This window comes from [Flexibacter] sp. ATCC 35208, assembly GCF_001975825.1.
Classification (GTDB): Bacteria; Bacteroidota; Bacteroidia; order Chitinophagales; family Chitinophagaceae; genus Chitinophaga.
Map to the genome: position 1 here is coordinate 41,730 of NZ_MTKN01000042.1, position 26,619 is coordinate 68,348.

The 26,619-nt window shown below is 41.4% G+C and carries 24 protein-coding genes; 9 read left to right on the forward strand and 15 right to left on the reverse strand.

Annotation, left to right across the window (positions count from 1 at the left end; genetic code table 11):
* Positions 1-148: 148 nt before the first annotated feature.
* A complete protein-coding gene (locus BW716_RS23325; RefSeq protein WP_083726545.1) occupies positions 149-3,328 on the reverse strand; it encodes a zinc-dependent metalloprotease in 3,180 nt (1,059 codons plus the stop codon).
* A gap of 329 nt (positions 3,329-3,657) precedes the next feature.
* Positions 3,658-3,882: a VF530 family DNA-binding protein gene (locus tag BW716_RS23330; protein WP_083726547.1), complete on the reverse strand. Its 225-nt coding sequence runs from the start codon at positions 3,880-3,882 to the stop codon at positions 3,658-3,660.
* Positions 3,883-3,955: 73 nt separating this feature from the next.
* Here BW716_RS23330 and BW716_RS23335 point away from each other — a divergent pair, with 73 nt between their 5' ends.
* The gene (locus tag BW716_RS23335; protein WP_083726549.1) at positions 3,956-5,734 is read left to right on the forward strand and encodes an ABC transporter ATP-binding protein; all 1,779 of its coding nucleotides are present in this window, start codon (positions 3,956-3,958) and stop codon (positions 5,732-5,734) included.
* 179 nt (positions 5,735-5,913) lie between these two features.
* Here BW716_RS23335 and BW716_RS23340 read toward each other — a convergent pair whose 3' ends face one another.
* Positions 5,914-6,318 carry a hypothetical protein gene (locus BW716_RS23340; RefSeq protein WP_143708992.1) on the reverse strand — a complete coding sequence of 135 codons (405 nt, stop codon included), beginning with the start codon at positions 6,316-6,318 and terminating at the stop codon, positions 5,914-5,916.
* Positions 6,319-6,421: 103 nt separating this feature from the next.
* Positions 6,422-6,892, reverse strand: a complete 471-nt coding sequence (locus BW716_RS23345) for a hypothetical protein (protein ID WP_083726553.1) — start codon at positions 6,890-6,892, stop codon at positions 6,422-6,424.
* Between the two features lie 48 nt (positions 6,893-6,940).
* On the opposite strand from BW716_RS23345, the gene BW716_RS23350 reads away from it, so the two are divergent.
* Positions 6,941-7,528, forward strand: coding sequence for a Crp/Fnr family transcriptional regulator (locus BW716_RS23350; RefSeq protein WP_083726555.1), 588 nt, complete (start codon positions 6,941-6,943; stop codon positions 7,526-7,528).
* 59 nt (positions 7,529-7,587) lie between these two features.
* Entirely contained in the window at positions 7,588-7,947 is a 360-nt protein-coding gene (locus BW716_RS23355; protein ID WP_083726557.1) for a DUF4406 domain-containing protein, read from the forward strand.
* Here BW716_RS23355 and BW716_RS23360 read toward each other — a convergent pair.
* A complete protein-coding gene (locus BW716_RS23360) occupies positions 7,911-8,396 on the reverse strand; it encodes a family 43 glycosylhydrolase (protein WP_083726559.1) in 486 nt (161 codons plus the stop codon). The genes BW716_RS23355 and BW716_RS23360 overlap by 37 nt on opposite strands.
* Positions 8,397-8,452: 56 nt before the next feature.
* Between BW716_RS23360 and BW716_RS23365 the strand changes: the two genes are divergently transcribed.
* Positions 8,453-8,887 (forward strand): hypothetical protein, encoded by a 435-nt coding sequence (locus BW716_RS23365; protein WP_083726561.1) that lies wholly within the window; start codon positions 8,453-8,455, stop codon positions 8,885-8,887.
* Between the two features lie 72 nt (positions 8,888-8,959).
* On the opposite strand, the gene BW716_RS23370 is transcribed toward BW716_RS23365, so the two are convergent.
* Positions 8,960-9,577 carry an NAD(P)-dependent oxidoreductase gene (locus BW716_RS23370; RefSeq protein ID WP_083726563.1) on the reverse strand — a complete coding sequence of 206 codons (618 nt, stop codon included), beginning with the start codon at positions 9,575-9,577 and terminating at the stop codon, positions 8,960-8,962.
* Between the two features lie 298 nt (positions 9,578-9,875).
* Here BW716_RS23370 and BW716_RS23375 point away from each other — a divergent pair, with 298 nt between their 5' ends.
* Entirely contained in the window at positions 9,876-10,415 is a 540-nt protein-coding gene (locus BW716_RS23375; RefSeq protein WP_083726565.1) for a hypothetical protein, read from the forward strand.
* Between the two features lie 167 nt (positions 10,416-10,582).
* Here the strand turns inward: BW716_RS23375 and BW716_RS23380 are convergent, their stop codons facing one another.
* From BW716_RS23380 to BW716_RS23390, 3 genes are all read right to left on the reverse strand, one after another.
* Positions 10,583-11,221, reverse strand: coding sequence for a biopolymer transporter ExbD (locus tag BW716_RS23380; protein WP_083726608.1), 639 nt, complete (start codon positions 11,219-11,221; stop codon positions 10,583-10,585).
* Positions 11,222-11,316: 95 nt separating this feature from the next.
* Complete coding sequence (locus tag BW716_RS23385; protein ID WP_083726567.1) at positions 11,317-12,216, reverse strand: AraC family transcriptional regulator; 900 nt, start codon at positions 12,214-12,216, stop codon at positions 11,317-11,319.
* Between the two features lie 296 nt (positions 12,217-12,512).
* Positions 12,513-12,731 (reverse strand): hypothetical protein, encoded by a 219-nt coding sequence (locus tag BW716_RS23390; RefSeq protein WP_220388816.1) that lies wholly within the window; start codon positions 12,729-12,731, stop codon positions 12,513-12,515.
* Between the two features lie 504 nt (positions 12,732-13,235).
* Between BW716_RS23390 and BW716_RS23395 the strand changes: the two genes are divergently transcribed.
* The 3 genes from BW716_RS23395 (at position 13,236) to BW716_RS23410 (ending at position 16,721) form a co-directional block, all read left to right on the forward strand.
* Positions 13,236-14,732 carry a Fic family protein gene (locus BW716_RS23395; RefSeq protein WP_083726569.1) on the forward strand — a complete coding sequence of 499 codons (1,497 nt, stop codon included), beginning with the start codon at positions 13,236-13,238 and terminating at the stop codon, positions 14,730-14,732.
* Positions 14,733-15,127: 395 nt separating this feature from the next.
* Positions 15,128-15,445: a helix-turn-helix domain-containing protein gene (locus tag BW716_RS23405; RefSeq protein WP_083726571.1), complete on the forward strand. Its 318-nt coding sequence runs from the start codon at positions 15,128-15,130 to the stop codon at positions 15,443-15,445.
* Positions 15,446-15,455: 10 nt separating this feature from the next.
* On the forward strand, positions 15,456-16,721 hold the full coding sequence (locus BW716_RS23410) for a type II toxin-antitoxin system HipA family toxin (protein ID WP_083726573.1): 1,266 nt from the start codon (positions 15,456-15,458) through the stop codon (positions 16,719-16,721).
* A 145-nt stretch (positions 16,722-16,866) separates the two neighbouring features.
* Here BW716_RS23410 and BW716_RS23415 read toward each other — a convergent pair whose 3' ends face one another.
* Positions 16,867-19,140 carry a GH92 family glycosyl hydrolase gene (locus BW716_RS23415; protein WP_083726574.1) on the reverse strand — a complete coding sequence of 758 codons (2,274 nt, stop codon included), beginning with the start codon at positions 19,138-19,140 and terminating at the stop codon, positions 16,867-16,869.
* Positions 19,141-19,394: 254 nt separating this feature from the next.
* Between BW716_RS23415 and BW716_RS23420 the strand changes: the two genes are divergently transcribed.
* Positions 19,395-19,949: a hypothetical protein gene (locus BW716_RS23420; RefSeq protein WP_083726576.1), complete on the forward strand. Its 555-nt coding sequence runs from the start codon at positions 19,395-19,397 to the stop codon at positions 19,947-19,949.
* Positions 19,950-20,029: 80 nt separating this feature from the next.
* On the opposite strand, the gene BW716_RS23425 is transcribed toward BW716_RS23420, so the two are convergent.
* From BW716_RS23425 to BW716_RS23445, 5 genes are all read right to left on the reverse strand, one after another.
* Entirely contained in the window at positions 20,030-20,461 is a 432-nt protein-coding gene (locus BW716_RS23425; RefSeq protein WP_083726578.1) for a hypothetical protein, read from the reverse strand.
* Complete coding sequence (locus tag BW716_RS23430) at positions 20,451-21,659, reverse strand: ATP/GTP-binding protein (protein WP_083726580.1); 1,209 nt, start codon at positions 21,657-21,659, stop codon at positions 20,451-20,453. Before BW716_RS23430 ends, BW716_RS23425 begins: the two co-directional genes overlap by 11 nt.
* 368 nt (positions 21,660-22,027) lie before the next feature.
* Positions 22,028-22,741 (reverse strand): LytTR family DNA-binding domain-containing protein, encoded by a 714-nt coding sequence (locus tag BW716_RS23435; protein ID WP_083726582.1) that lies wholly within the window; start codon positions 22,739-22,741, stop codon positions 22,028-22,030.
* Between the two features lie 4 nt (positions 22,742-22,745).
* Complete coding sequence (locus BW716_RS23440; RefSeq protein ID WP_179091237.1) at positions 22,746-23,747, reverse strand: sensor histidine kinase; 1,002 nt, start codon at positions 23,745-23,747, stop codon at positions 22,746-22,748.
* Positions 23,748-23,792: 45 nt separating this feature from the next.
* Positions 23,793-26,147 carry a TonB-dependent receptor gene (locus tag BW716_RS23445; protein WP_083726586.1) on the reverse strand — a complete coding sequence of 785 codons (2,355 nt, stop codon included), beginning with the start codon at positions 26,145-26,147 and terminating at the stop codon, positions 23,793-23,795.
* Positions 26,148-26,619 lie beyond the last annotated feature (472 nt).

Consider the following 26,619-nt stretch of genomic DNA (forward strand, 5'->3'; position numbering starts at 1 on the left):
TCTTCGGGGCGTAGTCTTAGTAGTAAGGAGTTGTACATAAAATCAATATCGGGCATCCTCAAAAATAATAAGAAAGAAGATGTATCAATAAAAAAATAGCCCCCAAAAAGCATATAGCTTTTTGGGGGCATATTACCTTTTGAAGATATTATTGTTTAATGATCTTCGTCGTACTCACTTCTTTTGTTCCATTCTTCACTCTTATTATATACACACCTGGAGTTAATGTAGAAATATCCAGCTGTAAATTTGCCGCATTCACTTCACGACGCATTACCTGACGGCCGTTTATATCAAACAGGCTTACTTCTGATTTCCCTTTCACGCCAGCAAGGTTAATGTTCACCACACTATTGGCAGGATTTGGATATACCTGCACCTTGTCCTGATCGCTGGTAAGGTCAACGGAACGGGTGGCAGTACCCAATGCTACCCGCAGGGTGTAACAGGTAGTTGCGCTATTCGCACCATTGTAACCATATACCTGTACATAGTAAGTACCTGCACTGACTGTACGACTGATGCTTTCACTCGTCGTACCGGATGCCTGTGAAACATTCAGCTGTGTACCTGAGCTGTTATACAGTTTCAGGTCATAATCAGCAGGCAATGTACCCAAAGTAATGGTAATTGTACCACTGGTAGTGATCACGAATTTATAATAATCCACGTCTCCACTTGGGCTGATCAGACCAGTAACATCTGTATTAAATGGAATGGTAGCAGCACCTGAGGTCGTGCCATTGGTAGAATTATCCAATGTATTAGCACAACCTGAAGCTGTGAGGGTCGTAAATTGTGCTGCAATATATGAACCGCTGCCACTTGCACAATTGGTTCTTACTCTCCAGTCATACAGGGAAGCCGATGTTAAGCCACTTAAGGTAACAGAAGTAGCAGTAGTGGCAGTCGCCGCACTTGTCCAGGTAGAAGACGAGTTCAGTTTATAGTCAACGCTATAACTTGTTGCACCACTTGCAGCCGTCCAGCTTACAGTAGCTCCGGTAGATGTAACAGAAGCACTTGTCAGCGCGGTAGGCACATTACAGCTATCAGTAGAGATGGTGGTAAACTGTGCAGCAGTATACGTACTGGTATCGCTGGTGCAGGTGGTTCTTACCCTGTAGTCATAAGTAATACCCTGGGTCAAACCGGTCAGGCTTACAGAAGTAGCAGTTGTAGCAGTCGCTGCACTGATCCATGTACTGGATGAGGTAGCTTTGTAATCTACTTTGTAAGATGCCGCACCGCTTACAGCTGTCCATCCTACGGTAGCGGATGTAGTTGTCACTGAAGAGGAAGTTAACCCTGTTGGTGCAGAGCAACCCGTACCGGCAGTGATGGTGAAGTTGGTATTAGAAATATCAAAGAAGATATTGCCAACAGCTTCTACTTTTATTCTGGCAGTAGTGGTGGGGGTATTGGGAATCGTTACCACCTCACTACCATCGTTCGGCGTACTTGCAACCAGTGTGCTGAAGGTCGTACCACCATCGGTAGAGAGGGAGATCTTTACATTGGCTGTGCTCACTGGTGATGCGGTGGTGCTGGCTACATTCCAGGTGATGGTCTGGGATGAATTGCCAGCCCATGATACAGCGGTATTAGGCGCCGTTACTGCAAACGGACCTGATGTATTTGAAACGGTTACCGTTACATCCGCATAATTCGTTTGACCGACAGACACCGGTGAAGTCGAACTATAAGGTGCATTATCCCTTACAGTTAACCGGAAATGCAAAGTCCTTGACACAGAACTCAGTGCTTCCGTATTCGCACTTGCATCGCCACCGGTCAATGGTCCGGATACTAAACTACCTGCCAGGATAGTGGCCAGTTTTGGGAAGTACCTGGTAGGAGTAGTAGTCGGTGCAAAGGATATCCAGTTAGGACCAGATGCTTTACTCGCACTGGCTACGCTGCTGCTGCCTGTTTGTGAAGACGAGGCATTGTCAGTCTGTTCCCAGCAATAAGTGAGCACATCGCTGGCATTGGCATCGGTAGCAGAACCCGTCAGTGCAAATGGGGTACTGATTGGGATGGTATAACTACTACCTCCACTTACTACAGGAGTTGCGTTATTGGCAGAGATACTGGTAGTGGTTGGACAGGTCTTACTGCTAAGATTTGTCTGAATTTGTCCAATAGAAACGGCATGGAAGATATCAATCGAGTGTGGTGCCAGGTCATAGCTGGTAATACCAGCATAACCCATAATAGTAATACCGGAACCGGGTTCCACATTGACGCCGGTACCTTCATTGCCATAAGAGAAAGTATGGTTGGCACCCAGCTGGTGGCCTACTTCATGTGCTACATAATCGATATCGAAGTTATCGCCCTGTGGAATAGCGTCGGCAGGAGAGGTGAAGCCACTCCCTTTTGAAGCATCGACACAGATACAACCAATACAACCGGCATTACCACCACCACCGGATGCACCAAACAGGTGACCGATGTCATAATTGGCAGCGCCGATTACAGAGGTGAGGGTACTTTGTAACTCACTGTTCCAGGATCCGGAGGCGCCTGTGCTGGCGTTGGAATACGGATCGGTAGAGGCGTTGTAATAAAATACATTGGTCGTGGTCGAGACCAGGTTCAGATGGAGCGCGAGGTCTTTTTCATACACGCCATTACAACGGGTCAGTGTGGCATTGACAGCGGCGAGCACCAATGCAACCTGGCTGGAACTGGTAGCACCGAAATAATTGGAGTATTCAGCGGTCACGGATTGAGCCAGGCGTAATGTTTTCAGGTCACCGGTAGAGCGGGCGGCAACGCTATTACTCAGGTCAGTAACCAGTTTTTGCTCAGGCGTTCCGCATTTCCAGGGTAATGCCTTTGGTTGCTTTTTAAACACGGAGTAGACAGTGTGATCGGAAGAATAGGGTTCGATAAATTCAGTTTCTTTTTCCACACGGAATACAGTCGTTTGTATTCCCTGTGGGGAGATGCTCAGCTTTAAGATAGCGGATTTGTCGGTGATACCTTTTCCTGAAAATGCCCTGATATCAGGAAATTTCGCTTGCAGGGCAGGCTCGAAATTGGAAGCTTCAACGATTTCGAATTGTTCAATCTGGCCGTCTGCATTGGGCAGGGAGATGATGGTTCCATGGGTGGCAGTATTGCCGACAGCTCTGAATGCCTCGGTTCGCAGGGGTGTCAGATCCAGGTCGAATAGTTTGTATTCGGCTGGAAATGCGAGGCGGGATACGGATTTGTCGGGGGTAATTCTGGCACCGTCGGTGTGGGGTCTCCAGTAGTTTTGGGCAAAAGATAGGGTACTGCATAGTAATGCAGTGACGAATAGTAGAACTTGTCTCATGCGTAGGGTTTTTTGGTCAATAATTTGCTCTATATATGAATGTAGTGCAATTCGCTGCAGCCTCGGGTGTATTGGCGGTTTGAATATGGCTGTTTTTTGAGGGGAATTTTATTTTGGTGTATGGAGTTTTTTGTGGGGGCGGTTTTGCGGAGAGAGGTGGGTGTGGTTGGTGAGTTTTGCGAAGGAAGTTTTACGAGGTTTGCGCAGAGAGTTTTACGGATTTAGCGCAGCTCATTTTGCGAAAGGTGAGTATAAATTGCGAAGGAGGATGTATGAATTGATATTATTTGCAAAGAAAGGAGCATTCATAGCAAAGGAAGATGAATTAATTATTTCACCTTCCCACTTTTCAGCGCATCTTTATAAAACTCTTCCACCTTTGTTCTTGCCCACGGTGTTTTGCGAAGAAACCTGAGAGAAGATTGAACCGAAGGATTACTAATAAAGCAGTTGATCCTGATCTGGTACCCCAACTCATCCCACCCATAAGCATCTACCAGTTGGGTAAGCAATTTCTCAAGCGTAATGCCGTGTAGAGGATCTTTTGATTCCATTTCATATTGTTTGTGCCGCAAATATACAGCACATTATTTTTTATATCTTTGCATCATATCTAATTTTATCGCTATGGCCAACCCATATATCTCCCTGCTGCGCACTGCCTGGCATTACGCACGAAAGGAGAGGAGGAGATATTTACTGGTGTATGCCATGTTTACAGTTTCTGCTATTATTTACGCATTATACCCAATGCTGCTGGGATGGTTTATCAATAAGATCCAACAGGATACTCAGCAGGTATTACACTTCGCTTTCCTTTACGCCGCCAGTTATTTTGGCCTAAAAGTACTGGAATGGTGCTTCCACGGCCCTGCCCGTGTAATGGAACGGGACCTTGCTTTTAACCTGAGCCGTAACTTCCTCCATACCCGATATCACCAGGTACTGCACCTGCCCGTAAAATGGCACCAGGATCACCATAGTGGCGCCACCATCAATCGTATCCGTAAGGCATACGAAGCCCTAAAGACCTTCTTCGATCATGGCTTTATGTATTTAAGAGCTATTGGGAAACTGATCTTTTCTGTCATTGCCATCGTTTATTTCTCGCCATTATTTGGTACCATCGGTGTTGTGCTCGGTGCCATCACCATCTGGGTGATCTTTAAATTTGACAAGCCTTTTATTCGTACACTGGATGAGGTGAATGAAAGAGAGCATGTGGTCTCTTCGACCCTGTTCGATAGTCTTTCCAATATCATGACGGTAATTACCCTGCGTCTGGAAAAGAGCATGGAAACTGGCTTATTATCAAAAGTAGCCCTGATACTACCTCCATTTAAAAAGAACGTCCGGATCAATGAATGGAAATGGTTTGTGGCTGATATGTTGATCACCCTTATTTATTGCGTAATAGCGGTAGGATACGTATTGCAAAACAGGAAACAGGGAACGGTATTTTATGTAGCTGGCCTCGTTACGCTACTGGGATATGTGAACCAATTCACCAGCGTGTTCTACGATTTTGCCTGGCAGTATACAGATATTACACAGTACAATACCTCTGTACAAACTGCCGCCAATATTGATAGCGCATTCAAACAACAACACCGCCCTGATGCACATACAGACCTGCCGCACACCTGGCAGGAGATTCAGATAAGAGACCTGAGCTTTTCTCACAGAGAAAAATACGATGCCGAACATGGACCACAAAGTCTGCATGGCCTGAACCTCCGTATACCCCGTGGTAAACGGATAGCACTGATAGGAGAAAGTGGCAGTGGTAAAAGTACGCTCTTATCCTTATTGAGAGGACTATATGAGCCGCGCCCGGGTATGCAACTGACAGTAGATGGAATGGCATACGACCTGGATACGCTCAATGAAACAGTGACCCTCTTTCCACAGGAGCCTGAGATCTTTGAGAATACCATTGCCTACAATGTGACCCTGGGGCTGCCTTTCAGCGAAGCTGATATACATGCAGTATGTGAAAACGCGCATTTTACAGATGTGATCAGCCAGCTGCCTATGGGCCTGGAATCGGATATCCGTGAAAAAGGGGTGAACCTATCCGGTGGACAAAAACAACGACTGGCGCTGGCCAGAGGTATACTCGCGGCACGTGAAAGTGAAGTGGTATTGCTGGATGAACCTACCAGTAGTGTAGATCCTAAGACGGAAGTCATGATTTACAATAAGCTGTTTGCGGCATTTGCAGATAAGGCTGTGATCTCTTCTATTCATCGCCTGCACCTGCTGCCACAATTTGACTATGTGTATGTGTTGCACCAGGGGCGTATTGTGGATGAAGGAACATTTGAACATCTTCGGAATAATAGTCCGATCTTTCAGGAGTTATGGAAACACCAGAAGGATACGATGGGGAAGCATTTTCAGTAAATTGAAAGAATGGTCTGCTATTGGTGCTTCGTTCCGTTGTGAGGAGTAGTAAGTTCTTTGAGTCTTCAATGGTAACATGCGGGAAGTCTTCACTTATTTTATTGCAAGCGTCTGGCTACTAAAGGGTCTGCTATGTAAAGTACTGAACCTTGTGGATGAGTATGAAAAAATTTGGGTTCTTACTTTTTTTCTCCTTTTTTCTCTTCTTTTTCTTTATCTGAGTCTTCCTGGGGAGGATGTAAAATATCCAGCAGGTTAAATACATCTTCTGATTTAAGGCCAAGATTTATCATTTCTCCTATCATCTGACGCTTTACAATTGCAAGGCTTTTGGGATCTTCACTAAGTCCATCTTTTGCGTTTTCCAGTAAAGTAAAAAAGTAAGCAAGCTTAGTAGGATCCTTGTGTTCAGCATCCTCTCCTTCTTCCAAAAGGTCTAACAGCGGAACTATTTTGTCCTGTTCCAGCTTTTCGTTTTTTGTTTCCTGTTTATCGATGATTTGTTGTTGTATCCTAACCCATTCGTACAATTCAATCATTGGCGCGACATGCAATTCCCATTCATGAGCAAAAGTGACATTCATTTGCGGTAAATATCAATTCGATGAACAATCATAATGTAGAATACATTTTGGTTGGAGGTTATGCCGTCATCCTGCATGGCTATAGAAGAGTTATCTAACTTAGTTAATTCTTCGTAGCAGAATCGATCACTTTTTGAACATACACCAGTAACTCTTTCACCTCCTTGTCACCCACTCCCGGTCTGCCTTGCAGGATCGCTGCCACTATTTCTTCCACGCTCATGCACTCTTCAAAATACATCTCTTTGATTTGATGAATCCAGCGATCCACATTTTCTTTATATAGTTCCCCCCTTCGCACAGCAGCCGGATCGCCCTCCATAAACAGGTCTCTTTCCCGCTTAGATTCATCTACCGTCAGGTAAGCCTCATCCGCAGCCACCTTGGTTATCAGTGCCGGTTCTACTTTACCTTTTCCATTACAATAGGCACATTTACCAGGTCGCCATTTCAATTCATTTTTCAGCCTTTTTATATCATCCATGTCTACATATCCTTTGCCAAGGCATCTTGGGCACTGCGCCAAATGGTCTGTATTAGCCGGGTTGTTAAAAAGTCGCTCGAAGAAATTCATATTACAGGGATTTGTTCAAATATAGGTAAATTGTTACCTTCCTTGCACATGGAAATACATGATGCCATTTTAAAAAGTATCGCTAAGCATATTGTGCTCACCAAAGAAGAGCAGGACTATTTTATTTCCCTGCTGGTTTATAAAGAGATACCCAAAAAGACGACTGTATTGGCAGAAGGGCAGTCCTGTAATCAACTCAGTTATATTCATAGCGGTGCTTTGCGGTCCTACTGTCTGGATGAAAAAGGGAAGGAGTCTACCATTATGTTTGCTATGACAGACTGGTGGTTGACAGACATGTATTGCTTTCTCAATGAAAAGCCAGCTATCACTTTCATCGAAACGATCGAAGAAAGTAGTGTGTTCAACTTAAGCAAAGTCAATTTTGATCATTTGTTAACGGCCATCCCAAAGTTTGAACGTTTTTTCCGCATACTGATGCAAAACGCTTATACAAGGGAACAGCTGCGTAGTATTGAAAACCTGACCCTCAATGCAGAAGAACGGTACGCCCGGTTTATCAACAAGTATCCTCATATTGCCAGTAATGTAACGCAAAAGCAAATTGCCTCTTACCTTGGTATTACCCCTGAATTCCTGAGTCTCATCCGCAAAAAACAACTTCGGGACAAATAACTTAATCTACCTTAAGTCCAGTATGCTGAATTCTTGGTTTTTTTGTAAAAAAGAGAATCATGTTAATTTTAATAGCAGGTCCTTATCGCAGCGGGACGAATGATGACCCTACATTGATGAAAGCAAACCTGTCAAGGCTGGAGTCGGTAGCGTTGCCCATATTCAGAAAAGGACATATCCCATTTATCGGAGAGTGGCTGGCATTGCCATTAATTCATCTGGCAGGTTCTACAAAACCCGGTGATGCAGCATGGGAAGAAATTCAGTATCCTGTTGCACATAGGATGTTGGAAAAATGTGATGCCGTGCTGAGGATAGAAGGTGCATCCAATGGCGCGGATGAAGATGTGAGAAAAGCGAAGGAAATGGGATTGGAGATCTATTATAGTGTAGATGATATACCAGATAGCAGGGAATAAATGGAGAGAGGTACAACCCTCTCTGGGCATGTTGAATGTGCGAAGGAGTATGTATTTATTGCTCCTGCAACCATTGAAACGAAGCTGTATCTGCTCTGTGTGAATGGTCCGGCCGGACTGGCGGACTTAGCGATAGCGACCTGCTCATTCGCGGTATAGGCCATGTAATAAACTCCTTTGTACAGGAAGATCTGCGGCGCCCAGAACCCTTGTGTGCCAAAGGCGTCTCCTCGTGTGAGGGCGAGGCGATGGGGGACGGGTGTCCAGGTTTTGAGATTGTTCGATTCGTAAACAGGAAATCCATCCGGATGACCGGTGCCGTATAAAAAGTATTTTCCCTGGTCACTGAATATTGTCGGATCAGCAAGAAATATAGAGGGCTGTTGAGCCAGACATGCGGTGGAGAGGCATGTCAATAGTAATGCAATGCAAAATTTCTGAGTAACCATAACAGTTAAAAATAATAATTTATCTTGCTGAAGAAATAAAATTAATCCCTACATCCATGAATTTTACCAACTATTACAGGACCCTGGGCCTACCTGATTTTTCGCCTATGGAAATGGCTATTCAATCCTTTGAGTATAATTATAAAGCATTGCTTGAGATGGACGATACCGTTGCACTGGAAGCACTAAAACTGGCCAACAATATACTGGGCGATCCGGAAATAAAGCCCGGATATGATCTTGCATTACAAGATCATCTGAATTTGATACGGTCATCGCTGAATTATTATGCTATTCTTAATATTCCTGATTTTACCGAAGTGCAGGATGAAATTTATGATGGACGCTTTTATGAAGTGATGCGATTTCAGCCACCGGAGGATCATGTAGAGGCATTGGCATATGTGGCAGTGGCGTATGAGGTACTGTCAGATCTGGAAAAAAAGGAAAAGTATGATGCTGAATTAAGAATAAGAGTTGGTTATCATTAATAAATGAAAATCCGGATCTATCCGGTAGCCGAATGAAGAGCGTGTATCTTAATTTGATACACGCTCTTATTGTTATACATTACCTATAAATGGTGCAGTCCTGTAGTATGTTTGATCACCCAGCTGTCTCACCAGAAAGTTTCCCAGGCTGGTCGCACTGATCTTACCGGAGGGACAATCAGTGAGACTAACGGTCACGCCGGTATTATCATCAGTCAGTTCAATTAACGGCAGCCGGAACATTGTCCAGTTCAGCTGACTATTTTGCAATAATTCGTATTCAGTTTGTTTATCGCTGGTGGTGGCGGGGTAATGTTGATACATCCAATCTGTAGCCTGTGTTACCCATGGACTTTTTTCATCATTTGGGGTATTTACACTTAATCCGGTAGTCACAATATAACGTTGAATATGTGTCTGCATCACATTAGCAGTGGCTGCGCTGAATATGGGCAGGTCATTGCCCCGTTGTCCGATGGTGCTGATAAGGGCATCGGCTCCTGCTACGAGTGTTTTGACTGCTGTTAGATCTCTGGCATCTCCCTGAATTAATGTGATTCGCGGGTCGTTTATAGCGTGGTTGCGGACTAGCAATCGCACGGCGAAGTTTTGTTGAAGGAGAGCTTTTACGAGGTATTGGCCGGATTTACCGGTGCCACCGATAACGGCGATAGTGGTATGTGGTTGCATGTTGATTTTTTGATAAAGGAATGTCAGCCTACTGGAGCAGTAAGCAAAAATGGCCGGAGCGGCCCAGATGGAATATGATCAACAGATGCGTTTAATAAGGTGAAGGTAAGGGGAAATACAATATAACATAACTATACTTCTATAAGGTCATTATAAGGGCATTAAAAGGGCACCTCAATATCGATTTGATATTGAAGTGCCCTTTTAATGATATATTAATATTGATATAGTGATAAAGATTCACTATATTAGCATAACTATATTTATTATTGATTTTATAACCTCAAAACTGTTTGTTATGGCTCTTGTAAAAGACAACATACTCCTCCAATGCATCCGAGGCTCTCTCGGTGATCAACTCACGATTTACGAAAGGAACGGGCAGATTATTATTGCCAAAAAACGCGGTCCGTCGAAGAATAAGCCGACAATAAAGCAGCTGGAAGCCAGGTATAAGATGAAGATAGCGGCGGCTTATGCCCTGGCGATCCTGGAAGATCCCGACCTGAAGGCTTATTATAAGTCGCTGGCAGGGCCTGGGCAGAATGCTTATAATATGGCGGTGAAGGATGCTTATAAGTCTCCGGAAGTGCAGAATATCCGGTTTGAAGAAGAGACTGTGGTAGTGACTGCGAAGGATGAATTTAGGGTAGCAGCGGTGGAAATACGGGTGGTGGATGCTGATGGTGTGATAGTGGATAGAGGAGCCGCTGTTTTAGGCAGGAATGGCGTGGATTGGTATTATAAGGTAGCGAGTCAGCCACCGGGTGGTAAGATAATAGTGGTGGCGGTGGATTTGCCGGGGAATGAAACGGTCAGGGAAGTGAGATTGGAGTAAATGAGGGAAACATTTGTCCCTGTAATCTTAGAAAACAGAAACAAATGTTTGTGGAGGCTATCTACGTGAATGCTTATGTTGAATTAGACAGTGCTGTCTGAGTGAATGCTTGTGCATTTGACAGTTGTCTGAGTGAATATTTGTGTCGAATCAGAAAGTCATCTTCGTTAACTCTTTACCGCCGCTGCCGTCCCTTCCGGAGCTGCTTCCAGATTCGTGACCAGATTCACATGTTGTATATTTTTCTCCTTAAAAGTATCCAGTACTCTCCTCACTACCGGATAAGGTGTTTCATTATCCGCCTTGATACAATATTTCAATTGCTTGATATTACTGGTCTGAGCTGCCCTGCCGTATTCAATCCAGGTTACTAATTCATTATTGGTTGAATCAGTTGGAATCCCTTTTTCAAGCGGTGATTTTTTCCTGTCATTAGATTTTAAAGAAAGGTATTCTTTCAGATGGTTAAGATCTGTTCCTACTGATGCCCCCATTGTAAAGTTAATGATCTGCGCATCTGATAATCCCAGTTTAAACTGATCATTGATATCCTGAATTAACTTTTGCCGTTGGCCCTGACCCTGCATGTCGAAAAATACACGTCCGTTTTTATCGATACTAATTAAAATGACATCCGCATCAGGTAAGAGTGATGTATTTATAGAAGAAGGTGTAACGATTGCAACAGGTTCATCCGGTTTAAAGGTGGTCGTCATAATAAAGAAATTCAGGAGAAGGAACACCACGTCACACATTGCTGTCATATCAACTGATGTAGACTTCCTTGCTAATTTAGCTCTGGCCATAACATTGCTTTTTTCTACTGCAAGTTGCAATTTGCAGTGGTGTCAACAAATGGCCATATTGCTCCAGTATATGTCTATTTCACTCCTTGGGGTAATTAAACCGACACCAGGCTTCTATATTCACTGGGACTGATGCCGGTGGCTCTTTTAAAGAATTTACTAAAGAAGAACTGGTCACTGAATGCTAACCTTTCTGCGATTTTACTGATGGGGTCAGAGAGGTCGCTTAACATAAATTTGGCTTCTACAATGACCATTTGTGTAATGACTTCGCTGGTTGATTTACCAAAAATCTCTTTCACACATTTAGTGAGATATTTGGGAGTGACGTTTAATCTTTCAGCATAGAATTCAACATTCCTTCTTTTTTTAAAGTTAGATGTCAGCTCTGCATAGAATTTCTTTACCAGTACTTCTTTACTGTTTAACTGAATTTGTTGGGCAGCTATTTTATCATGCAATACTGAGGCAACTTCGAAAAATAATACTCTGAATAGATTAAGGAGCAGTTCACTGATAAAAGGGTGTTCTTTGGGCAATTTATTTTTGATGGCGAGAAGGTCCATAATGGCTTTAATACTGCGGACTTCCATCTGGTTGAGACCGTGTACGGGTATATGTTGTCTTGTGTAAATACCAAATCCATCCATGTATTTTTTATTCAACGCAGTTTCTGCCAATAGCGTTGCGCTAAAATCAGCGGCTATGAAAGTGCATTTGCGCATGTCGCTTAAGAACTCAAAAATCATATTGGGGTTGCAGATGATGAGGGAATTAGTAGGAATGTCGTATTCAACAAGATTTAAGCGCATTTTCAATTTTCCACTTGTGACAAGGATAATTGTATAATGGTCTAAAAGAAATGGAATGGATATTTCCGGTTCTATTCCAAGTTCGCCGTTGTTGAAAATATTGAATTCTTTGCCATGTTTAGTCCCGGCAGCAACCATGATTTCCTGTATGGTGAGTAGCCTTACTGATGTGCTTTTTTTCATGTTGCGTTAATTCCAATTGTTTGATGTCTCCATATGGCAATTAAGAAAAATCAGTTCTGTTAGATGTGATAATTTAGTCCACTTAATATAGGTGTCCCATGTATCTCCATTCCACGGGCTGAATCTGCCGCTTGCAGTATAGTATATCGTCATGTTCCTATCAGTTCAATATCTTCCTGAAATCCCAATGCCAAAAAGATAACTAAAATGACTATTTGGAAGATAGTAGTGTATTCCTTAAGTGATTTTGTCATTGGTATAAGGGATGGGAAGCGTAATATTAAGCATTTTCTCTTTTAATCTATATGAGCAAGGATATTTACAAGCTTCTCAAAAGGGTCACGTACGTAAAAGCGGCGTACGCCCCATAGTTCATTCACGATTCCATATTCAATGACCAAACCAGCTTCCTGCATTTTTGTATAAGCTTCATCTACGATATCTACTCCTATTGATAAATCAGCTACAGCCGTGTTTGAACCTCCCTGTGCGGCTATGCTTAATTGGAGTTTCATTTCTGTAGGGGTACCGTATGTGACGATCCAGCCCATATCCATTATTACATCCAGGCTGGAAATGTCATGGTAGAAGTGTGTAGCGGCCGGGACATTATATAAGGGATTTTACTTCGGAATATTATTATTTGGATGGGAATGTCAGCAAGAAGCAGCATATAGGACGAATGTACGGTTTACATTGAATGAGGCCGCAGCTGTAGGGGGGGGATTTTTTGGATGTGAATAATTCATTGACTTCCCGTTATTTGTTTGAATATATAGTGAAGAAGGGGTAAGTTGAGATAAAGGTAAAGCAGGAGGGCTTTTGCTTGGCGGTAGGTGCGCGAACTAAATATTTAGTAGATAAGGTTGGTCATTCGAGGTATAATCGTTTTTCCTAAAAAATTGCATAAAGTAATCATTTTACTGTAAATTTAGCCAAATATAATCGTTTTACCGTAAAAGATGCTTAAAATAATCGTTTTACAGTGCTAAGTATTCTTTTACCATAAACATAACTATATGGTCTCAAGCCCTGCCGGCAATCAATGGTTGAAGGAAAAGTTTAATATATCTGGGTATATATTGACTCATTGTTCCTACATTGGAAATAATGATTCAATAGAAATTACCAATAAAGGAAATATAGAGCAGGTGTATAACCGAAAGTATGCTCCCCATGAAGACACTCCAATGTCTCATTTGGAATTTTCATTAAAATATGATGATTTGAATCTTCCTTTTTTGAGAAAGGTGTTTGATAATATTGTCATAGAAGATATAGAAAGGTTTATTGAGTTATCTCCATCGAGCAAATATTCCAAAAGAATAGGTTTTTTATTTGAATTTTTAACTGATAAACAATTAGCGATCAGGAAACCCATTAGTGGGAATTATGTGGATTTATTAGAGGATGATAGATATGTCACCGGAAATATAGTAAAGAATACGCGGTGGCGGATTAATAATAATCTTTTAGGAACAACTTCTTATTGCCCTATAATAAGAAAAACTAATAAGCTAAAGGAGTTATTGACGCAAGACATCAATGCAAAGATTGAACAGTTAAAAATTGATTTCTCGCCAGCAGTTTTTCACAGAGCTATTAATTACTTATATAATAAGGAAACAAGATCTTCTTATGAAATAGAAAAGGAGCAACCAACTCCCGATAGAATGGAAAAGTTTGTGGCCTTACTAACACAAGCCGGAACAGAGGATACCGAAGTAATGCTTGATGAGCGCAGATTGACACAGCTGCAGAACGCTATTATTGATAATAGATTTGCAGCCGAAGGATTTAGAGATTTTCAGAACTATATCGGACAGTCCTTACCGGGATACCTGGATTTGATCCACTACATATGTCCACCACCAATTTTTGTTCAGTCTCTGATGGCAGGGCTTATGGATGTTTCTAACAAGACTATTGGAATATCATCTGAAATCAGGGCTGCTGTCATTTCATTTGGTTTTGTTTTTATTCATCCATTTGAAGATGGGAATGGAAGGATACATCGATTTTTAATTCATGATGTATTAGTGCATGATAACGTTGTTCCTAAGGGACTCATTATACCAGTGTCAGCTCATATGTTAAATAATATAAGAGGTTATGATAGTATACTTGAGCGTTATTCTAAACCATTAATGCAGATTATTAAATACACTAAAACCCAGGAAGGCGGGATTAAAGTCCTGAATTCAGAAGACGTGGAAGCTTACTACCGGTTCCCCGATTTAACAGAACAGAGCATTTATTTGGCAGAAACAATTCATGCGACTTTGAAAGAAGATATGCCCGAAGAATTATTGTTTATACAACGGTATGATGAAGTAAAGCGGGCACTTCAGGATATTGTAGATATGCCAGATCGGAATATAGACATGATGATTTTGTTTTTACATCAGAACAAAGGAATATTCCCGAAGCGTAGGAGGGAACAATTTTCTAAATTGACTGATCAGGAAATAGAAAAGATGGAAATTGAATATCGTAAGATATTTGAGTTAGAATAGCTTCTTCAAAATTAATATTTATTGGTTGCGATCTATCAAACAAAATGTAAAAGTTAATAATTTTATAAGCCTACCCTATATCAAGTGACTAAAAAATTGCTTAGCCAGCGGCCCCCAATATTCTATCTGTCTGGACAAAACGTATCAAAAGACAGCTGACCAGGTACCCAGATAAATGTCTGGAAGGGGAATTGAGGATTGATGAAGAGTTGGATTATGCGTATCATGTTGAAGAAAAAGAACACCAGTTCCTAAAGATAGATGCACAGTTTTATAGGAAGAATGAAATATGGCGGCATAAGATATTGAAATTTCAGAGTGGGAAGGTAGTCCCCAAATTATAATGTTTATAATATTAAACAAAAACGCTAATTTTGTCAATAATATTAAACATTATGAAGGAATCCTCCCCCTTGTTACCACGAGCTCGCCGAGTGATGGAGCAAATGGGACAGAACATTCATCTGGCACGAAGAAGGCGAAAAATAAGCGCTCAACAAGTAGCTGATAGGGCCGGACTGAGCCGGGCTACTCTATGGCAAATTGAAAAAGGATCACCTTCTGTAACGATCGGCAATTACTTTATGGTTTTGTTCGTATTAGGCTTAGAGAACGATTTCCTTAAACTTGCTGAAGATGATCAGCTTGGCAGGAAGTTACAGGATGCCGGGTTGGTAACTCCCCAAAGAGCTCCTAAACGAAATACAAAGTAAACAGGAGATAATGCAAAATGAAAAGACAATATATGTATACGCAGATTGGGAAGGGCTGAATGGAGCGCCATTACTTATGGGCACCTTAAATAGTGTACATAATAAGGGTAAAGAAATTTTTTCTTTCGAATATGAACAAAAATGGCTTGCATCTGGCAATGGTCAGGTGTTAGACCCCGATCTTCAATTTTATGCAGGACGTCAGTATGGTGGTGGCGAGAAACTAAATTTCGGTTTATTTCTCGATTCTTCACCAGACAGATGGGGCCGGGTATTAATGAAAAGACGTGAAGCTATCATAGCAAGGAAAGAGAATCGTAAGCAAGCAACTTTGTTCGAATCCGACTATTTATTAGGCGTATACGATGAACATCGCATAGGTGCATTACGGTTTAAATTAAACCCGGATGGTGGTTTTGTTAGTGGGGAACAAGAATTAGCGGCACCGCCCTGGACGTCATTGCGAGAACTTGAAAAAGCTAGTCTTCAATTAGAACAAGATGACTTTGATGATGACGAAGCATTAAAATGGTTGAATATGCTGATGGCGCCAGGATCCTCACTGGGAGGTGCACGCCCTAAAGCAAGTGTAAAAGATCCTAATGGCCAATTATGGATTGCTAAATTTCCAAGTGGTGGTGATATAGTTGACATTGGTGGGTGGGAAGCTGTCGCAATGGAAATAGCTATGAATGCAGGGATAAAAGTGGCACCATGTAAAGCTCAGAAATTTTCCAATAAGTATCATACTTTTTTAAGTCAACGCTTTGATCGCAATCCGAATGGTGAAAGAATTCATTTTGCATCAGCTATGACCATGCTTGGTTATACTGATGGTGCGGACTATACTACTGGTGTAAGTTATCTGGAATTGGCAGAGTTTCTTATAAGAAATGGCGCAAATGTAAACGAAGATCTTGAAGAGCTTTGGCGTAGAATTGTATTGAATGTTTGTATGAAAAATACAGATGATCATTTGCGCAATCATGGCTTCCTCCTAACGAAACAAGGGTGGATTCTTTCTCCGGTATATGACGTGAACCCATTTCCGGATGGAACTGGCCTGACGCTGAATATTTCAGATGACGATAATTCTTTGGACCTGGATTTAGTACGATCAGTGATTACATATTTTCGGGTATCCAATCATAAGGCTGAAGCAATAATTGAGCAGGTATTAAATGCAGTTTGTAATTGGCGAAGAATTGCGGTGAAAATAGGGTTGCCTAAGCGGGAACAGGATTTGATGGAAAGAGCATTTACTGACCAGTTTTAAATCCAATTTCTAATCCTTAGGCATTCATTATATGCCGTCTGCTTAAAAAATAATAGTTCTGAAATAGCCCCCACGAGCTGGCACAGGAGCGTAAGCATTAATACTGTAAAGCCCCCGAAAATTCCAGAAGCTTTACAATAGTTTTTTATTTTGATGGTGGTCTCACCTGTGTGCCCCATGTAGAAGGTTGATCTCCCATTTCCAGTACCAGTTCTCCTCCATTTACAATATCCTGGTGCTCTATCCATGATTTGTCATAACCCTGCCCATTCAGTTTTACCGACCTGATATAGCTATTCTTTTTTGAAAGATGATGTGCGATGATGGCAAAATCCTTTCCATTTTCCTGATGAATTACCGTCTTACTAAAATACGGTGCATTGATCAGATAATAAGACTGTCCTGCATTTGGGAAGAGCCCCATCATATGGAAATCCAGCCAGGAAGACATTGCGCCGGAATCATCATTACCGGGTAAACCAGCAGCAGATGTATTATAACTGCTGTCTATAATGTGATGTATTCTTATAGAGCTCAGATCCGGTCTGCCTATCCAGTGATATAGATTGGGGGTGAGGAAGGAGGGTTCATTGGATACGTTGTAGTACTTGTTGTTAAAGAAGATATCCAGTCTTTTTCTGAATGCTTCTTCTCCGCCACTTTTGCTGATCAGCGTTTTCACATCGTGTGGTACATACAAAGAATATTCCCATGAGCTGGCCTCATAAAAAAATGCACACCACCAACATACACACAGCGGATAATCTACTGCCAGCGGATTGTATTCCATCTTTTTGACAGGCGCATTCAGTACATTACAGTCAATAGTGTCTACCCATCTTCCATCGGAATTTCGGGGGAGTATAAACCCGGTAGCACCATTGTTCTCATAGGGTCTCCATAAGTTCTGCCAGTTATCAGATTGTTTCAGAAAACGGTTGTACAGCCTATCCTGTTGCAGCCCTTTTGCCACGGTGGCGATACAATAGTCGTTGTATGCATATTCCACCGTACGTGTGCCTGCTCTTACAAAGCGTGTAGATACATAGCCCAGGGTATTATAATCCGTCAGTCCACCACGGCCTTCTTTTTCTTCAATTCCTCCCGGGGGTACGTCGGCGTTTTTCAGCATTGCCTGCAGTCCCTGGTTGTAGTCAATGCCCTGAAGTCCTTTTACATAAGCATCGGCTATCAGCACATCGGCATTGGAACCTCCCTGTGTACGGCCATTGTAATTGCCACTGCGTGCATCAGGCATATAGCCATCACGATGGTAGATGTTGAGGAGGGAATTGACAATGCTGACTTCCCGTGAAGGCGTAATGAGGGTGAGTAATGGATTGGAAGAACGGAAGGTGTCCCATATGGCATAGAAATCGTCATAATAAGGCTCATTAGAGATCCATAAAGGATTTTCTCCGGTTCTGTCCACAGGCATCAGCATGGTATGATACAGGCCGGTATAAAACATAATGCGCTGTTCCTGTGTAGCGGTTTGATCGATCTCTACTTTGTTGAGTAGTTTCTCCCATTTTTGCTGGGTGGCTGCCAGTACTTTGTTAAACTGCCAGTCAGGAATTTCCTGATCCAGGTTATAGCGTGCTTTCTCTGTGCTGATGTAAGAGATACCAATCTTTACCTGTATCGTATCTCCGGCTGTGCCATCAAAATAGGCGATAGCACCGGTCTTTTCGCCGGAGTCAAACTGGGTGTTTTTCCCGGGATATAATTGTTTGTTTTTCCAGGTGGAGAAGGTATTGAAAGGATGGTCGAATATCAGGGTAAAATAAACTGTATAGGCAGTACCATTATTCCATCCTCCCCTGATGCGGGTGTAGCCCCTTATCTCGTTATTGCCCGTGACTGTCACTTCAGCGCCTACGAACTGCTGTGCTTCGCGTGCATCGGGATCGGGGGTAGATGGTTCACCGAGGAAAAAACCGGCATCCAGTTTTATAGCTTTCTTTCCTTTTTTGTCGAATACAAAACGATAGAAGGACGCTCTGTCGGCGGTGGTCAGTTCTGCTTTGATCTTCCACTTTTCCAGTAGTATGCTGTAATAGCCTGCTTTGGCGATCTCTTCACCCCTGGGGGATTCCTGATAGATGGAATCAAAATCGCCGGAGAAAGGCATAATCTGAATGTTCCCGTATTTTGGTCCGCCACCGGTACCGCTTACATGGGTCTGGCTAAAGCCTAAGAGGGGGGCTTTCTTATCCGCAATATATCCGCTGTTGCTATGGCCTTTACAATCCGGGCCAGGTTTTACCATGCCAAAAGGGGTAGATGGGCCTACAAAGATATGCCCATCTCCACCGGAGCCGATGAAAGGATCTACGGAGGTATATAAGGGGGATTGTGCTGCTGTATATTGAAAAAATACAGAGACCACTGCCAATGATAGAATAATCCGTTTCATAACGTATTTGTTTTGTCTGACGACCAATGTCGTTTACAAGATAGGACGGTCTTTTGTTTTTTTCATCTGGGAGGGGAATAAATTTGCCAGCTTGCTCCAGGTATTGGTATCAATTTCCCGGATTAACCATATAAACGTTACAATTAAATCCCGCAATTTCCCTTTCCTACCAAAATCCACTCCCGGACTGACGAGAAACATAGTTATTGCCAATAATTACCCTTACGTTAGTGACTAACTAACATTAAAGAACTATGAAATTATTCTATTATTTCGCCCTCTCCACGTTATGTTTTACTGCCTGCACAAGCACTCAGAGTAAGAAACTTGTTAATAAAGAGGGACTTGTCATCACAGACAAGCTTTTAGGGACTACTTCCTTATGTAGTATCAGCGAAGTAATTAAAACACTAGCTCCTGCGAAGGTAGATACTACCAATACGGATTATGAGAAGGGGAAATGGTATTATGTAAAGGCTATATTGAAAGATAGCTCTTACCTGCTGATGGAAACTTCAGATATCAATGGAGGTAAGGTGCAGCGGTTGTCAACAAATTCAGCTAAAGTGACTACAGCATCAGGATATGGCGCTGGTACCACGATAGGGGAGCTGTTTGACAAGAATGAGGATGTGGCTGTGACAAAAGAGTGGAGTAAGATATTTTTCAAGATCAAGAAGGATAATGTGTCTTTGCAGGCAGATGAAAGGTTTTTCCAGGATTTACCTGCTGAACTGAATTTTGATGTGTTTAAGAAATATCGGCAGGTACCATTGACATTGTTGGTGGTAACGCCGGTGTGTCAGTAAGGGCTTTGAGTATAAAGGGATATTAACAGTATTAAACAATAACGCCGGAGATTCAATCTCCGGCGTTGGTATATTCTAATCTATTTACCTGCCATTGGCCAGAACTGGTGTTCTTTATCTAAGAAGACAATAAAAAAGACGTCGTCTTGAATATACCCTGCTACTACTTGTTTACTATTTTTCGTAATATGCATTACAGCCCATGTTTCTGCATTAATATGCTGCGGCTTTTTATACTCAGAGTTAGGAGGATAGCCTACTTTGGTGTACCTCTTAATACAACCATTTTGCAAAGCCTCCTGACAGGTGAATTGGGAAATGTATCTGATCTGTTCATATAATAAAGATAGCAAACCTTCTTCTTCCCACTCTTTTGCTGTTTGCCCAGGTTCGACATGAGGAAGAACTTCTCTAAGACTAAATGATAAAGTGCGACCTTTTTTTTCTTTAGCTTGCCTGTTCCCTTGTACTCTTTGATATGCAGGCGTTTTTTTGCCTGATTTAGCTCCCATACAAAAGGTCTTTTATCTTCGTCGTGAGTTCCAGTGTGTCAGCAGCGCCAAAAACATTATTGAGATATTTAGCTGCAAAATCAGATGTGTTGCGCACAACATCTGAGCTAAATTCTGACATTGAGTATAGTTCAGACACACCAAACTGATTTTTCTCTATGAACCAGACCTGGTCCCTGCGTAAAAGATTCTTATCTAACAAGGTTACATCTTGAGCTGTAAAGATAATTTGGGCGTTATTCAAATTGAGTTCCTGAAATAAAGTTACCAATTTACGGGTAAGATTGGGATGTAATTTTGAATCAAGTTCGTCTATAAATATTACTCCTCCATTACGCAAAGTAAAATATATAGGACCAAGCAGGCCAATTAACTTTCTGGTACCTACAGATTCAATATGCACATCGAAGGGTATGGAGTCAACCAGGAGATTATTCTCGTCGTATCTTTTATGGTAAGTAATAATCTCTCCATCTTTTTCGCCAGCTTCAATATTGGAAATCTCCAGGTATTTCAGAATAGTTGCAGCCCATACTCTAAAGTTTTCATCACGCCTTAGAAGATTTGCGGTATATTCAACAGGATTATCTTTTAAGCCATCAATCCCGATAGTATTCAGGAACCATCCGATTATATGTTTAGTTACTGGTTGGTTGTATTGTGCCAGGTGTGACAGGAGCAATACATTTTCATTGACTTCATCTTTATATTTCTGTGCCTCAGCAAAAGATTCTTTATTGATTTCAAATTCCTGAAGATCCCTGTTAAACAGTAGTATCTCACGTTCCTGCTTTCTGTAAAGCCATTCTTTCTTTATAGTATAACCGAAAATTTCAAATCCATATCTATATATATATTGATCGTGTATGAAAGAAATTTCAAACATTGAGTTTTCTTTCATAGAAGCTGTGTTCAGGCGAAATTGATTGTATGCGGGTCTTCTATCACCTTCTTTTGCCAATGAATCTCTAAAAGAATTGAAAATGATGTGATCAAACAATCCAAAGGCAAAAACAAAATTACTCTTTCCGCTACTGTTTGCGCCATAGACTGCCGCCGCTTTTAATAAATCAAATCCCCGGTTAGTTACTATTAAATTTTTATCTGAAAGTTCTTTAAATGACTTCACTGCAGACATAAGTAAGGTGGCCTCGTCTTTAAATGAAAATATATTTTTGAACTTGAATTCTATAAGCATGTTACTATCTGGTCAATGAATCATGAAGATAGGTATTATTTATTTAAATTGTGATTAAATGGTAAAAAATGGCATTTACTAGTTTATGGATGGGTATTTATTGGCTTAAATAGCTATTTTTTGTTAAATTTGTTAGGTGAGCCAGACAATACAATATCATTTGGGATGAAAACCCCGAAACTGGTTAGCAGGTGAAAGTTTACTCATGGTGGTGTAGCTCCAATTTTTCCGCTCTTCCTGAATCTGTATCCGTTCAGTAAGTATAAACCCACAGTGATCAGTATGGGTATTATTATCAAATCCTTTGTAAGCTTAAGGAGGTTTCTTTTATTGAGGCGCTCATGAATTGAAGAAAATTCTAATCTACCTCACTTTTTCTTATTCGCCCTCGTTACAAGATTTTGTTCAATATATTGCTTGTATATATTCTCTTTCAAATTCCGTGCAATAGGGATTTTATATGAACCCACTTCCAGCTGGTTGCCCTCTATCGCTTCAATATATGCTATATTGACAATGTATGACCGGTGTATTGATACAAACTGTCCCTGCGGTAAGTTATCTTCCATCATCCTTAATGTGCAGTACACTATTTCTTTAGAATTGTGGGTATATATCATTATATAATTCTCCTTACCTTCTATAAACAGTATATCTTTCAGCAATACTTTTTTTGTTTTTTTATCCGTTTTGATAAAGATATGATCAGTTGCCGTCTGCGTCTTTACAAGTTGATCATGTAGTCTGTTCACGGACTTGAGGAAGCGGTTGAAGGAAACTGGTTTTAATAAGTAGTCAAATACTTCAAGTTCATACCCTTGCAATGCGTATTGTTCATAAGCAGATACAATGATGATTTTAGGAGGATGGGTTATGGTTGAAAGATATTCTATGCCGGAAAGCTCTGGCATTTCAATATCTAAAAAAACAACATCTGGTTGACTGTTTTTGAGAATAGTATTTAGCTCAAAAGATGATTCGCACTCTGCCTGTAAAGAGAGGAAAGGTACTTTCTCTATATAGCTTTTCAAACCCTTGCGTGCTACTGGTTCATCGTCTGTAATGATACATTTTATTTCCATGTCTCTATAATTTGAAGGTGAGTGAAGCTGTAAAGGAACTATCAGCTTTCCGGGTATGCAGACTGTGTTTGCCCGGATAGAGCAGTTCCAGTCTGCGTCTCAGATTTTCTAATCCGATACCGTTTCCTTTTTTATTTACCGTCGCTATCCGCTCAGAAATAGAATTGTGAATGATACAGTTTACCTGGTTATCGATTAGTTTCAGGGAAACGTCTATACTATAAGCGCCGGATACATACTTGAACGCGTTTTCAATCAGGGGTTGGAACAATAGCGGATGTACCTGCTGCTCCTGCAAGGATGGGTCAATATCCAGGTTTACAGATAATTTATTCGTTTTGCGGATCTGTTCAAAAGATATGTATGCCCGGATATAATCAATTTCCTGTTTGAATACCGTGCGATGATTAACGTCGTACAGCTGATATCGCAATAGTCCTGATAGTTGTTCAATGGTTTCTCTTGCTTCCTCATTGCTTTCATCCACCTGAAAATAAATGGTATTAAGGGCATTGAAAAGAAAATGAGGATGGTACTGTGCCTTCAGGAAGTTGAGTTCTGCTTCTTTTTTTTCAAGTTTCAGTTTTTCCAATGTCAGCAAATTTGTGTGGATGTTCCTGCTGATAATGTTATTGCGTATTAAGGTATAGAAGATTAATAGCAGCGGTAGATAGGTGGCGTTGATTAACATATAATCGATCCAGCCGGCACCCATAAATAAAACGCCGGTCAGCTGGCCTATCAATAATAGTATATTCAGCGAAACAAATAGTTCTAATGAAGTATAGAGATAGTCCCTGGCAAATGAATGACTTCCGTCGGCAGTGCATAAGCGGCGTTCCCATAGATGATTGTAGCCGTAGCAGAAAAGTATAGAAAAGAACAGGCCCACTATATGTAGCAGCAGGTTGCCATCCCAGAAAGGACCGTTGTGAGATAAGTCGGTGATCGCTCTAAGAACGTTGTACATCATTACTCCCCATAAGGTGGGATATATGCGATTCAAAGATATTTTTTTGTATGCAGTCATTGTTTACGTGGATTCAAGTTATTAATTCATTCTTTTACTTTCTTCCCAGTTGGATTTTTTATCAGTTATTTTAGTCAGGTTACCCGCATTCAGGTGCCAGGATAAAGTGATGCCTGCCATACGGCTGTCACGTCGTTCTCTATATGCGCCCGACAGTACGCTGTTATTTAATTGGATATGCTGCCCGGTTGTCAGGAAGATATCATTGGCATAAAGATATATCGACAGTTTATTTTCCAGCAAATTTTTCCTGAGACCTAAAGACAGGGCCCCCATTTCTCCGATAATAGCCTGTCCCTCCGCCATTTTTCCATTGAAATAGCCCGTGGCTTCTATCATCCACTGGTGGGAAAGGGTAAATTGATTGCTGACCTGTGCTGTGGGTGTAAATAAATAATTGTTGTAGGGTGTGTTAAATTCCGACCAGTAAAATGTTCTGTAGGCAAGGCTCACGTTCAGGTGGGTGGTCCACCAGGTGGTGGGTTTCAGGTTATTCATGCCTGCCTTGATACTTATGGCATGGCTACGTCCCAGGTTGAGTGGCATTACAATGGTGGTTTGGCTGCCTGTTTCGGTAAGGTAGCTTTTGGTGATGGGATTATCCTGTATCGTATAAAGGATGCTAAATACATATTGTGATCGCAGGAGCCATGATAATTCCATATTGTTGATGAGTGTTGGTTGTAGACGGGTGTTACCTTTTTCCTGGAGATAGCGGTCGTTTACTTCTGTGAATGGATTCAGATCCCGATAGTTAGGTCTTGCGATTCTTCTGCTGTATAAGCATGCTAATACTTGATCGTCATTGATTTGATATTCTGCTGAAAGGGTCGGAAATAATTGGGCGTAAGAGCGGCGGAAGAGAGTGGGTGATGCGGTGTTGGTATATTCAAAACGTAAGCCGGCCGCAGTGGAGAATCGGGGAGTCCATTTTTTATCTGTCTGCATGTAGCCGGCATATACATTTTCCTGGTAATGGAAACTACTACTCAACTTTTCATCCTGTCCTGATTGAGGTGAGTTGTATTGAGCATTGCTTTTGATATTGATGGCAGTCGTTTTAATGCCTGACTGGATGGTAAGATCATCGGAGACGATAATATACATATCTGATTGAAAGGTGTAAATATTGATATTATTAGTCATGATCCCTTTTAATACATCGGTATTGCCATGGTTCATTTTACTGTTTTGGTCCGATTGATCGTCTTGTAAGAAATGAAGGATGTTGAAGGTGTTTTCCCATTTAATTTTTGAGTTGAATTTGTATGCGAAGTTCGCACCTGCGGATAAATTTGTTTGTTGGGTGTGTTGTTGATTGACAGTGTGAAGCGTAGAGTCACTGGCAGGCAGGCCATGGTAGAAATCAGATATTGCCAGTTCGTTCTTGTTGCGTTTAAACCAATTCGTGGATAGATAGGTGTTGATGCTCAGCCGATCTGAGCATTGGTAGTCAATACCTGATTTAAAATATTGGGAGCTGTTGGCAAATTTTCGTTGGGCCTGCATGTTCAGGTTAAGATCCGTTTTAGCGTACTGGCGGGAAGAGCTGACTAACATGAAGTCCGTGCCTTTATAGAATGAATAGTCGGAGTAAATAGTGAAGTGTTTATGTTGGAACCGGGCAGAGAAGCTTTGGTTTTGACGGGTATAAATACCTGCTTCGATATTTGAAGCTATATTCAGCTGCAGGCCGTTTTTTGTTTTTTGTTTTTGTTGGATGTTGATAAATCCGGATGTACCAGCGGCATCGTAGGCGGCAGAAGGGTGTGATACCAGGTCTATTTTATCAACGGAATTTGCGGGGATGGAGCGTAGCAGGTTAACAAGATTTTCTCCGGTGAGGTAAGTTGGTTTACCGTTTATCATCACGTTGGCGCCTGTCTGGCCATTGAGTAGGATGGTGCCATTGTTGAGGATGAGTACACCGGGGATTTTGCCAAGTGTGTTTAAGAGCGTGCCATCAGATCCTGTAGAAGCAGCAGAAAGATCGACGGTGGTGATACCGGGTTTGATATTATATGGTGAACGTTTACCTGTGATAGTAATGGCATCCATGGTAAATGATGTAGGTGTCAGGATTATTGTTTGCAACGATGTAGAGGTCTTTACAGAATACATTTTGTTTGCATAGCCCATTAGAGAAAAATGTAAGAGGACGCTGTCGTAATTTTTGTGCTGGAATGTATAAATGCCGAGCGAGTCCGTTTGGGCGTTTGTAATATAGTTAATGTCTGTAGTTAAGATGGTTATGTTTACGCCTGCTAAAGGGATATTTCCATCAGTCACTTTCCCTGTCACCCTGCCCTGGGCAAAGAGATATATTGGCAATAACAGCAGCATACAGGTATGTGTAAATTTATCTGGACTCATCATTGTTTTGTGATTATGAGCCCTAAACTAGTTTGGTGTGCAATGAAGTAGAAACTTTCTTGACGAGTAGTTAATTTGCCTTTATGAAATGTAAGTTTATGGTGCAGCAGGCTAAAGACTGTCCTGTTAAATTATTGGCGCTGTTATTAAATAATTCCTGCCGGTTATCAGCAAAAAACGGCCAGTTAAGCGAATAATTGTTTAGTATTTAGGCAGGTACTATTTTTTTACTATTTTTAATTTTACTAACTGGAAACTCAGGGTGAAGCACCTGAATTTTATGATTAGTATTATCGAAACTATTTGTTACTCTAAAAAAGAAAAACAAACCTGGATTTGGTTGTGGTAGCCTCAGAAAAGTAAGCACTTACTGTAGCGGTACTATGTACTGTTTATTGTCTTGTAATATCCTTTAGTGAGAGATTTTTATGAGATAGTATAAATAATACCCCGGATTATTTTCTCAGGCAAATGA

Bases quoted from the DNA above. Each gene is read 5' to 3' on its own strand.
- BW716_RS23375 (WP_083726565.1), top strand. From the start codon at position 9,876: ATGGCTCTTGTAAAAGACAACATACTCCTCCAATGCATCCGAGGCTCT.
- BW716_RS23445 (WP_083726586.1), bottom strand. From the start codon at position 26,147: ATGATGAGTCCAGATAAATTTACACATACCTGTATGCTGCTGTTATTG.
- BW716_RS23385 (WP_083726567.1), bottom strand. From the start codon at position 12,216: ATGAAAAAAAGCACATCAGTAAGGCTACTCACCATACAGGAAATCATG.
- BW716_RS23345 (WP_083726553.1), bottom strand. From the start codon at position 6,892: ATGAATTTCTTCGAGCGACTTTTTAACAACCCGGCTAATACAGACCAT.
- BW716_RS23365 (WP_083726561.1), top strand. From the start codon at position 8,453: ATGAATTTTACCAACTATTACAGGACCCTGGGCCTACCTGATTTTTCG.
- BW716_RS23325 (WP_083726545.1), bottom strand. From the start codon at position 3,328: ATGAGACAAGTTCTACTATTCGTCACTGCATTACTATGCAGTACCCTA.
- BW716_RS23435 (WP_083726582.1), bottom strand. From the start codon at position 22,741: ATGGAAATAAAATGTATCATTACAGACGATGAACCAGTAGCACGCAAG.
- BW716_RS23350 (WP_083726555.1), top strand. From the start codon at position 6,941: ATGGAAATACATGATGCCATTTTAAAAAGTATCGCTAAGCATATTGTG.
- BW716_RS23330 (WP_083726547.1), bottom strand. From the start codon at position 3,882: ATGGAATCAAAAGATCCTCTACACGGCATTACGCTTGAGAAATTGCTT.
- BW716_RS23335 (WP_083726549.1), top strand. From the start codon at position 3,956: ATGGCCAACCCATATATCTCCCTGCTGCGCACTGCCTGGCATTACGCA.
- BW716_RS23360 (WP_083726559.1), bottom strand. From the start codon at position 8,396: ATGGTTACTCAGAAATTTTGCATTGCATTACTATTGACATGCCTCTCC.
- BW716_RS23380 (WP_083726608.1), bottom strand. From the start codon at position 11,221: ATGGCCAGAGCTAAATTAGCAAGGAAGTCTACATCAGTTGATATGACA.
- BW716_RS23420 (WP_083726576.1), top strand. From the start codon at position 19,395: ATGAAATTATTCTATTATTTCGCCCTCTCCACGTTATGTTTTACTGCC.
- BW716_RS23415 (WP_083726574.1), bottom strand. From the start codon at position 19,140: ATGAAACGGATTATTCTATCATTGGCAGTGGTCTCTGTATTTTTTCAA.
- BW716_RS23430 (WP_083726580.1), bottom strand. From the start codon at position 21,659: ATGCTTATAGAATTCAAGTTCAAAAATATATTTTCATTTAAAGACGAG.
- BW716_RS23355 (WP_083726557.1), top strand. From the start codon at position 7,588: ATGTTAATTTTAATAGCAGGTCCTTATCGCAGCGGGACGAATGATGAC.
- BW716_RS23425 (WP_083726578.1), bottom strand. From the start codon at position 20,461: ATGGGAGCTAAATCAGGCAAAAAAACGCCTGCATATCAAAGAGTACAA.
- BW716_RS23410 (WP_083726573.1), top strand. From the start codon at position 15,456: ATGCAAAATGAAAAGACAATATATGTATACGCAGATTGGGAAGGGCTG.
- BW716_RS23395 (WP_083726569.1), top strand. From the start codon at position 13,236: ATGGTCTCAAGCCCTGCCGGCAATCAATGGTTGAAGGAAAAGTTTAAT.
- BW716_RS23405 (WP_083726571.1), top strand. From the start codon at position 15,128: ATGAAGGAATCCTCCCCCTTGTTACCACGAGCTCGCCGAGTGATGGAG.
- BW716_RS23390 (WP_220388816.1), bottom strand. From the start codon at position 12,731: ATGAAACTCCAATTAAGCATAGCCGCACAGGGAGGTTCAAACACGGCT.
- BW716_RS23340 (WP_143708992.1), bottom strand. From the start codon at position 6,318: ATGAATGTCACTTTTGCTCATGAATGGGAATTGCATGTCGCGCCAATG.
- BW716_RS23370 (WP_083726563.1), bottom strand. From the start codon at position 9,577: ATGCAACCACATACCACTATCGCCGTTATCGGTGGCACCGGTAAATCC.